The 9401-nt window shown below is 59.8% G+C and carries 9 protein-coding genes; 4 read left to right on the top strand and 5 right to left on the bottom strand.

Features of this window, described 5'->3' with window-relative positions; translation table 11 throughout:
• The 5 genes from zwf to KF814_19140 form a co-directional block, all read right to left on the bottom strand.
• A partial coding sequence (zwf, locus tag KF814_19160) for a glucose-6-phosphate dehydrogenase (GenBank protein ID MBX3238273.1) occupies positions 1–1307 on the bottom strand: 1307 nt, incomplete at its 3' end.
• 26 nt (positions 1308–1333) lie between these two features.
• Complete coding sequence (gene gnd / locus KF814_19155; protein ID MBX3238272.1) at positions 1334–2227, bottom strand: decarboxylating 6-phosphogluconate dehydrogenase; 894 nt, start codon at positions 2225–2227, stop codon at positions 1334–1336.
• A gap of 155 nt (positions 2228–2382) precedes the next feature.
• Complete coding sequence (locus KF814_19150; protein MBX3238271.1) at positions 2383–3189, bottom strand: hypothetical protein; 807 nt, start codon at positions 3187–3189, stop codon at positions 2383–2385.
• An 18-nt stretch (positions 3190–3207) separates the two neighbouring features.
• Entirely contained in the window at positions 3208–3435 is a 228-nt protein-coding gene (locus KF814_19145; protein MBX3238270.1) for a hypothetical protein, read from the bottom strand.
• A 76-nt stretch (positions 3436–3511) separates the two neighbouring features.
• The gene (locus KF814_19140; GenBank protein ID MBX3238269.1) at positions 3512–4543 is read right to left on the bottom strand and encodes an aminotransferase class I/II-fold pyridoxal phosphate-dependent enzyme; all 1032 of its coding nucleotides are present in this window, start codon (positions 4541–4543) and stop codon (positions 3512–3514) included.
• 123 nt (positions 4544–4666) lie between these two features.
• Between KF814_19140 and KF814_19135 the strand changes: the two genes are divergently transcribed.
• From KF814_19135 to KF814_19120, 4 genes are all read left to right on the top strand, one after another.
• Positions 4667–5938: a hypothetical protein gene (locus KF814_19135; GenBank protein ID MBX3238268.1), complete on the top strand. Its 1272-nt coding sequence runs from the start codon at positions 4667–4669 to the stop codon at positions 5936–5938.
• A 184-nt stretch (positions 5939–6122) separates the two neighbouring features.
• Positions 6123–7487, top strand: coding sequence for a glutamate-5-semialdehyde dehydrogenase (locus KF814_19130; protein ID MBX3238267.1), 1365 nt, complete (start codon positions 6123–6125; stop codon positions 7485–7487).
• A 38-nt stretch (positions 7488–7525) separates the two neighbouring features.
• Positions 7526–8752, top strand: coding sequence for a methyltransferase domain-containing protein (locus tag KF814_19125; GenBank protein MBX3238266.1), 1227 nt, complete (start codon positions 7526–7528; stop codon positions 8750–8752).
• The coding region (locus KF814_19120; protein MBX3238265.1) for a hypothetical protein at positions 8749–9401 on the top strand (653 nt) is incomplete at its 3' end. The genes KF814_19125 and KF814_19120, both read left to right, overlap by 4 nt.

Genomic DNA, 9401 nt, shown 5'->3' with positions numbered 1-9401 from the left:
AACACGTCGCTATACTGAAAATCCATCTCCACGGGATGCGTCTGCGCCCGTGTGCCGGGGACTCGCGAGATGATGCGCAGGGAGAGGCCTTCGTCCGGCTGAATGCGCAAGGTCAAGACGTTGGCCGGTTGAGGATTGGCGGGGTTGGCATTGAAAAGAATCTGCGGAATGTCTTTGAATTGCACGGCGATTTCACTCGCCCGCTTCGGAAGGGCTTTCCCGGTGCGAAGATAAAACGGCACGCCGGCCCAACGCCAGTTTTCGACGAACGCTTTGACCGCGACAAATGTTTCCGTGGTGGAGGTCGAGCTGACGCCTTTCTCCCGTCGATATCCTGGAATCGGCTGGTCATGCGCGACACCCTCGGCGTATTGCGCCCGCACCGTATACTGCTCCACATCCTTGCCGACGATGGGCCGGAGACAGCGCAGCACCTCCATCTTGGCGTTGCGCACCACGTTCGGGTCGAGCGAATAGGGCGGCTCCATGGCCACAAGACAGAGCAGCTGCAGTAAGTGATTCTGAATCATGTCCCGCAGCGCGCCGGCCTCTTCGTAGTAGCTGGCTCTGGTCCCCACGCCTTCCGATTCGCTGACGGTGATTTGGACGTGATCGATATATTTGTGGTTCCAAATCGGTTCGAAAATGCTATTCGCGAACCGGACCACCATGAGATTCTGGACCGTCTCCTTCCCCAGATAGTGGTCGATCCTGAAAATCTGAGATTCATCGAACACTTTTCCCGTCACTTCATTGATTTGTCGCGCGGAGGCCAGGTCACGCCCGACCGGCTTTTCGACGATAATCCGCGAGTAGGGCGAGGCGGAGGCCGCTGAGGCGGCCAGGCCGGCCTGGGCCAATCCTTCACACACCGAGGCGAAGGAGCTGGGTGGAATACTCAGATAAAAAATGCGGTTGCCGGGCAACTGCATCGCTTGCTCCACGGCCTCCGCTTTGGCGCGGAGCGTGGCGTAGGTCTGTGCATCCTCATTCTCTCCCTGGATATAAAAGAGATGAGACTGGAAGGTGGACCAGGTGTCCTCCACCAGGGCCTGTCGCGAGTGTTTGACGATCCCTTCTTTGACCAGATTGCGAAATTCGTCATCAGTCATCGGCTTGCGTCCCAGGCCGATCACGGCGTATTTGGCCGGCAGGAGCCCGTCCAGCAGGAGGTTATAGACTGCCGGGATGAGGCGGCGGCGCGCGAGATCGCCGGAGCCGCCGAAAATGACGAGGGTACAGGCCTCGACCGGGGTGACGGTTTCAGGAACAGGCTTGATATCGACTGGCGTTGTTGGCGAAGGCATGGTGTTGGTGTCCGTTGGGTTGAAGCTCAGCGCCGGACGCTATGTCCGCCGAAGGCGTTGCGCAATGCGGCCAGCATTTTTTCCGCAAACGATTCTTCCTGCCGCGACCGGAAGCGGGTGAACAGCGCCGCCGTAAGAGTCGGCACGGGCACATCCTTATCGATCGCATCTTGTATCATCCAGCGGCCCTCGCCGGAATCCTGCACATACCCTTTGAGTTTTTCGAGCTTGGGATCCTGCTTCAACGCGCCGACCGCCAATTCCAGCAGCCAGGAGCGGATCACGCTGCCATGCATCCACACATCGGCGATCTTCCCCAGATCGAGGCGATACTCGCTTTTCGCCATGAGCTCAAACCCCTCGGCGTACCCTTGCATCATGCTGTATTCAATGCCGTTGTGAACCATCTTGACGTAGTGGCCGGCGCCGTGCCCGCCCATATGAGCCCACCCCTGTTCGGGAGCCAGCGTCGTGAAGACGGGGGTCAGGCGCTGAACCGGTTCGGTCTCGCCGCCGACCATCAGGCAGTACCCAACCGTCAGCCCCCAAATGCCGCCGCTGGTGCCGACGTCGATATAGTGGATGCCTTTCTTCTGTAATTCGGCGGCGCGGCGAGTATCGTCGTGGAAGCGGGTGTTGCCGCCGTCGATAATCGTGTCGCCTGGCTGCAGCAGCGCGCTGATGGCTTGAATCGTTTCTTCAGTCGGCGCTCCCGAGGGAACCATGACCCACACCGCGCGAGGGGCGGCGAGTTTCGAGACAAGGTCGCTCAAGGAGGCGGCGCCCATACAACCCTTGCTCTCGGCCTGCTTGACGACATCTGGTGAACGATCGTAGACCACGACGCGGTGCCGGCCCTGCTGCAGGCGCGTCACCATATTCATGCCCATCTTGCCGAGTCCGACGAATCCAAGTTCCATAGATCACCTCTCTGATGAAGACCGGTAAACGATGACTTGCGCGGCGCAGGTTCTGGACAACGCGCCGCTCCATTGGTTCGGTGAAGTCCCGATGCGATTACGGTCGGGGCTCCGTGCACACGAATGCCACCTTTGAACGGGATGACGGAGCCCTGTTAATCCACCCGGGGCGGAAGGGGGATATCGCGGAACAGGGTCTCGGCAAACCGTCGGCCGGCCATCAGCCGGTCGTGAAGGGTAGCCGCGCTCAGGAACTGGCCGGCTAATTCCCCGAGTGCCGGGTCACGGGAAGCCAGGAACCGGAGGGTGTCTACCGGCGCGGTGAACCAGAGTCCACGGGTTCGAAAGAATGCGGCTACGCACTCCTCGAAAAAGAGGTGCAGCAGGTATTGCGCGGTGTTGGGCTTGTCGCGCAAGTCCTCGACTTTTCCGAGCCAATGCAGGCACTCCGCCTTCAGGCGGATGCGTTCGTGCATCGTGGCCGCAGGCGGACCCTGGCGAAAACGTTGCGCAGCTTTAGCGATGAGTTGCGCGGCGATGTCTTCATGGTCATAGAGAACCCGTCCTTTGCGAAGCAGGGGCGCGAGACGAGGAGAATAGGCCAGATCCTCGGAGACGGTCTTGTATTCCCCGTAGCGGAGATCGACAAGCCGGTCTCCCACGCGAATCATTTCCTGTCCATCGGTCGGGCCTTTGACCAAAACAATGAGATCGATATCGCTGTGCGCGGTCACGGCGCGCCGTGCGCCGGTCCCGACGAGGATGATGCCGACCAGATCGCCGCCGCGTTTGGCCCGCACGTACTTGACGGCGCCAGCGAGGGCTTCGTCGTAACCGGGCGGCGTCACTGCCGGAGGCATCTCAGGCGGTTCGGGAATATCCAGTAACTCGGCCTTCAGTTCCTCTGACGAAGGGAGTGCCGAGGAAGACTGCGGTGAAGAGGCTGCAAGGGGTGATTCCATATCTATCCTTGAACGTGGTCAGGCGGCCTGCACACGGCGTATCTGTTGCTCAAGCGTGCCGAGCCAGGTGTCGAACGGCTGGTCGGCATCGACGACAATCTCAAGCTTTCCATTAGGGAGTTTGCGGACGATGCCGGGATGTTCCGGCGAGAGGGGAATTTCCACCCACTCGCGATTGAGTCCTAGGGCATCCGTCACGTCAAGAATGCGACTGATCTGTTGAAACGACACTGCCTGAAACGACACGCATTCCTCTCTGCTCGAATCGGCTGGTGGGCATTGTAGGAGGGGGAACACAGCCTGTCAATGTGAGGCGCCGGGCCTATGGGTTGAGCACGCGCGCGATATGGTCGGCGGCCTGCTCGATGGCCTCGGACGATACGTCGAGATGGGTCACTGCGCGACACGTGAATCCGCCGACGGCGTTGATCAGCACGCCTTCCTGCTTGAGAGCGGCCACGAAAGCCGGTGTGGAAAATTTCGGGCTGTGTACGTCGAAGAACAGAATGTTCGTCTCGACCAGGGTTGGATCGATGGTGACGGCCGGAATCTGTTGGAGTCGGGCAGCGAGACGCTTGGCGTGTGCATGGTCGTCACTGAGGCGTTGAATGTGATGTTCCAAGGCGTAGAGGCCCGCCGCCGCGAGAATGCCGGACTGGCGCATGGCGCCTCCGTACATGCGGCGAAAACGGCGGAGTCGCTCCAGCAAGCCGGGATCATCGGTCGCAATCAACGAGCCCGCCGGCGCTCCCAGTCCCTTGGAGAGGCAGAAGGTGACCGTGTCGAAATGCCGCGCGTATTCCGCGGCTGACACTCCCGATGCCACGACTGCGTTGAAGAGGCGGGCGCCGTCGAGGTGCATGGGCAAGCCATGCGCGGTGGCGACGGCGCGAATGGCGTGAATGGTTGAGAGCGGGTAGACCCTGCCACCTCCGGCATTGTGCGTGTTCTCAATACAAATCAGCGCACTCTGGATACTGTAGGGATCCTTCGGACGAATAGCGGCTTGCACCTGTTCCGCTGTCATGAGCCCCTGCTTGCCGGTCACCCAATGGAGTTGCACTCCGGCCAATGCGGCCGCTGCGCCCTGCTCATACCGAATGATATGCGACTGACCTTCAACAATCACTTCATGTCCTGGTTGAGCCTGCGCGCGCAGAGACAATTGGTTGCCAAGGGTGCCCGAGGGCACAAAGAGTGCGGCGCGTTTTCCCACGAGGGCGGCGCCGACCTCCTGGAGACGGTTGACCGTGGGGTCTTCCCCATAGATGTCATCACCCACTTCGGCGCGGGCCATGGCTTCGCGCATGGCGGGGGAGGGTTTGGTGACCGTATCGCTCCGGAGATCGATCATGGATGGGCCTGTGTTCAACAAGAAGGGCCGAATGATTCACGACCAGCCGCGGGCCCCATTCTAACAAATTTTCTTCGTGCCGGTGGTCATCGGCCTGGTACACTGACACACAGTTGGAGTCTCATGGAGAGATCGCATTGGTCAGTGCTCCGCTTTGTGCAGGCTGAGCCGCAAGAAGTGCGGCCGTTGGCCTGGTCGTTCGGATATTTTTTCTGTCTCCTCTGCGGCTACTACATTCTTCGCCCCGTGCGCGATGAAATGGCGATCCAGGGCGGGGTGCACAATCTGCCCTGGATGATGACAGGCACGTTTGTCACCTTGCTTGCCGTCACGCCGTTGTTCGGATGGTTGTCTGCGCGGTATTCCCGCTATCGATTGCTTCTCGCCGTCTATCTCTTCTTTATTGCCAATCTTATCGGCCTGTATTTTTTGATGACGAGCGGTGTGTACATCGAATGGGTTGCGCGCGGGTTTTTTGTCTGGCTCTCGGTATTCAACCTGTTCGTCGTGTCGGTGTTCTGGAGTTTCATGGCCGACCTGTTTACGCCGGCGCAGGGGGCGCGCCTCTTCGGAATGATTGCGGCAGGCGGCAGCACCGGCGCATTGTTCGGTCCCCTCATCACGACCGGCCTCACCTATCTCTTCCCGGTGCCGGTGTTGATGCTGGCCTCGGCCGCGTTTCTCGCGGCCTGCATCGGATGCATCTACCGATTGGAAATGTGGAGCCGCAGCCGGTCTCTGTTCCACCGAGAGAACAGCGGTGCACCATTGGGCGGAGGCTTTCTGGCTGGTGTTCGCCTCGTGTGGTCGTCGCCGTATCTGCTCGGTATCTGCGGCTACCTAACCTTTTTGACGATGACGGCTACCTTCTTATATTTCGAACAGGTGCGTCTGGTGGCGCAACAGTTCGATACTCCGGAAGCCCGCACGCGCCTGTTCTCCATGCTCGACTTCGCCACCAACATCCTCACCTGGCTGACGCAGCTCCTGCTCACCAACCATGTGGTGGCCCGGTTCGGCCTGGCTGCAGCCTTACTGTTTCTGCCGGCGGTGAGCCTCCTCGGGTTTTTAGGCATCGCCCTCTGGCCGGGATTAGTCGTGTACGTCAGCTTCTCAGTGCTGCGTCGAGTCGGGGAATATGCGCTTTCGAAACCGGCGCGCGAGGTGCTGTTCACAGTGGTGAGTCGCGAGGAAAAGTATAAGGCGAAGAACTTTATCGATACGGCGATCTCGCGCGCGGGGGATGCCTCGACCGGCTGGCTGGTCTCCGGCCTTAAAGCGTTGAGCGTTACCACGGCACAGATCGCCTGGGTCCTGGTCCCGCTCATGGTCCTCTGGGGTTGGCTAGGCCAATGGCTGGCTGCGCAACAACGCAAACGGATTGGGCCGGGTTAGGCCTCCCTTCCTGGCCTCTGTCGCCTCCAGAGATTGGACCACGCTGCTTTGACTCACAAAAAAATCGCATGGTATAGTCCGGCGCGGATCGTTGAAGGCCTGTAATGATGCTGTCCTGACGATTCCCGGCACCCTGTGACGATTCACCGGACGCCCACTCACCAGCTCACCAATTGGGGACATGATGGTTGAAGTTCCAGTTAAGCTCTACCTCGATAAAGTATTGAAGACGGCGCGTGAAGCGGTACGTCCCACGTCGCTTCTTTCCGGTCCCATACGAGATAAGGCGTTACGCGGTATGGCGACGGCTCTGGCAGAAGCGGAGGAGTCCATCCTGGCGGCGAACGAAACGGATGTGGACGCGGTTGGAAAGTCGATGACGGGATATGAAAACCGTGAACGTGTGCGGGACGCCGTGGCCCGGATCCGTATGACGGCCGATGACGTTAAGGCGCTCGTGGATCGATTGCATCACATTGCGGATCTCCCTGATCCGCTTGGAGAGGTGTTGGGGCGCCACGAAGAGCCGAACGGTCTTCAGGTAAGCCGGGTGCGGGTCCCCATTGGCGTGATCGGCATCGTGTCCGAGCTGTCACCGCTGGAAACAATCGATGCGCTGGCCCTCTGCCTGAAGTCGGGCAACGTTTGTGTCTTCCGCGGCTCACCGGACTGGACCCATACGCAGCACGTGATTGCGACCGCTCTGACGAAGGCCATGCATGACGCCGGTATCCCGAAGGGCGCCTGTACGATCATTGACCGGCAGGAGAAAGAGGCGGCCTTGGAACTGATCAAGTCCGGTAAGGCGTTGGATGCCATCATCCCGCGTGGCGGTGCAGGGCTGAGGAAGGTGGTGCAGGAGCAGGCCAAGATGCCGATCCTTTGCCATGACGGCGGAATTACGCACGTCTATATCGACGATGATGTGGAAATTCCCCTGGCGCAGAATATTGTCGTGAACTCCAAGGTGCAGAATCCCTCGGCGCCTAACTCAGTGGATACGCTGCTGGTTCATCAGGGGATTGCCCGCCCGCTCTTGTCGGCGTTGATCCTTCGGTTGCTGGATGAATTCAAAATCGATATTTACGGCTGCCCGAAGACCGTATCCTTGATGGGCCAAATGCTCATGACGGGGCATAAGGCGGTCAAACCGGCGCAGGAGACGGACTGGAACAAGCAATTTCAGGGGCCCAGCATGGCGATCAAGATGGTGCCGGGCTTCGACGAGGCGCTGGCGCATATTGCGCAGCATGGTCCCAGCCACACCTGCGTGATCGTGACCAAGTCCTATGAGTCCGCCATGCGGTTCAGCAAAGAAGTGGATGCGGGGTCGGTCCTGGTCAATGCCTCGTCCCGATTGAATGCCGGAGACAGTCTGGGATTCGGCGCGGATATCGGCTTGAGTTCGGCCCGCCATCACGCACGAGGGCCGATCGGGCTCAACCAACTGACCTGTGAAAAATATGTCGTGTTCGGCAGCGGGCAACTTCGGCATCCGCATCCTGTTCCGCTGGCCTATGAAGATGCCATTATGCTCAAGCGGCCGTAACGCACTGATCGTGATGGCTCTTCCGGCAAGAGGGCGTTGTGCCTGCTGACCGGAATGACGACATCGACAAAGCGCTGCGTGAGCATCTCGCGTGGTGGGGACTCCGGCACATCGAATCCGATGCCGCGTATTTTGCCTGGCAACGGGAGGTGTTCACCCCCGAAGATCTGGCTGCCCTGCACCATTCCATCGAAGCGAAGCGAGCGGCGACCGACGGGTCTTCCGCTGAAGTCGCTTTCTACGATTTGACGGCGCAGGCCCGATTCATTCCCGCCCTCTACAGTCAACGCTACGAATATTATCTTGAGGTCGGCTCACGGATTGCCGCGCAACTTCCGGGCGCCCAGACCATCCTGGACGCCGGATGCGGTATCGGCCTGCTGACCACCTTCTATGCACAGCGCTGTCCCGATGCGACCGTGGTGGGCATCGATCGTTCGTCTGTCTCTGTCACCCTCGCGCGCCAGCGGGCGCAAGAATTGGGACTGAGCAATGTGCGCTTCGAATGTCTCGATCTCGATCAGCATGAGCTCAGCGGCCGCTATGATCTGATCGTCGCCACGCATACGCTGCTCCAGGCCGAACAGGATCCGGGCCTTCCCAGCCGTGACTGGCAGGATTTCACCCGGGCTTTGGATGCTCAGGCTCAGTTGGAGTTCGAGCAGCGGACCGGGGTGGGGCTCCGGTTGGATCGGCTGCGCAACGTGCTGGCCGGGAACGGTCGAATGATCCTCTTTGAGAAAACCAGACAACTCGCTCGGCGCATTCCCTTTCAGCGGGCGTTGGCGGCGCGTGGCCTCGCACTGCACCTCCCGCCTGAACCGATCCGGTATCGTTCCATCGAAGAAGTGACCGACGACGGTCCTCTGTACGTGACGGGTTTGGCTTCCCCGTCGAGCGCTCTGCCATGGAATGAAGCGCCCGAGCCGGACGGTGCCCCGCCACTTCATGTGCAACAGTTGCGGTCTGTTCGAGTAGAACCAGAACAACCGTTATACGAAAACCACGAGGCCTCCGCGCAGCAGGCCTGGCTGAATCTGCCCGCGAAACAGGTCGTGCATCAGGTGACCAGGAAAGAAGCCGATGGGCGGCAGCTGCATGTGGAGTGGGGACGGGCAGGCGAGTTTGCCTATCTCTATTGCGCCAACACGTTCGATCAACGTCAGCTTGTCGTGGTCGACCAGGCTCGGGCTGCTATGGTGGAAACGTACTACAAGGAAATCGTCGGCGAGCAGTCTACGAGCCAACAGAGGATGATGAAATGAACGATCCGCGTGAGCACTCCGACCTGCCTCCCCATGTGCCGTTAGAAGTGGTAGGCCTCGTGCCGGCGGCGGGAATGGCCAAACGCCTGCAGCCGTTTCCTTGTAGCAAGGAAGTCTATCCGGTCGGGTTCGCAATGGATCAAAAGAGCGGGCTGCCGCGTCCCAAAGTGGCCGCACAGTATCTGCTGGAAAAATTCAAGACGGCCGGAATCACCAAGGCCTTCCTCGTGATCAAGGACGGCAAATGGGATATCCCCAATTATTTTCGAGAGGGCGACCTGGTTGGTCTGTCGCTGGCCTATCTCGTGATCGCCGGGTCGCTCGGACCACCTGATACGCTCGATCGTGCCTATCCATTCCTGGCCCAGAAGCGAGTGGCCTTTGGATTTCCGGACATTCTGTTCGGGCCTGACGATGCCTATGTCCGGTTGATCCAACGCCAGGAGGAAACGGGGGCGGACGTCGTGCTCGGGTTACATCTGATTGAAGATCCGCGCGTGTGGGATATGGTGGATTGTGACGAGGAAGGTCGCATCCATGCTCTCGTCATGAAACCAGCCTCCACGACTCTGACCTACGGGTGGTGCTGCGCGGTGTGGACGCCGGTGTTCACGGATTTTCTCCACCGCTTTCTTCGGGCCGATGAGAC

It is taken from the genome of Nitrospiraceae bacterium (assembly GCA_019637075.1).
Lineage (GTDB): Bacteria > Nitrospirota > Nitrospiria > Nitrospirales > Nitrospiraceae > JAHBWI01.
The sequence above is the reverse complement of the archived record's forward strand: the minus strand, read 5'-3'. Positions and strand labels throughout refer to the sequence as shown.

Bases quoted from the DNA above. Each gene is read 5' to 3' on its own strand.
- KF814_19140 (MBX3238269.1), bottom strand. From the start codon at position 4,543: ATGATCGATCTCCGGAGCGATACGGTCACCAAACCCTCCCCCGCCATG.
- gnd (MBX3238272.1), bottom strand. From the start codon at position 2,227: ATGGAACTTGGATTCGTCGGACTCGGCAAGATGGGCATGAATATGGTG.
- KF814_19130 (MBX3238267.1), top strand. From the start codon at position 6,123: ATGGTTGAAGTTCCAGTTAAGCTCTACCTCGATAAAGTATTGAAGACG.
- KF814_19150 (MBX3238271.1), bottom strand. From the start codon at position 3,189: ATGGAATCACCCCTTGCAGCCTCTTCACCGCAGTCTTCCTCGGCACTC.
- KF814_19135 (MBX3238268.1), top strand. From the start codon at position 4,667: ATGGAGAGATCGCATTGGTCAGTGCTCCGCTTTGTGCAGGCTGAGCCG.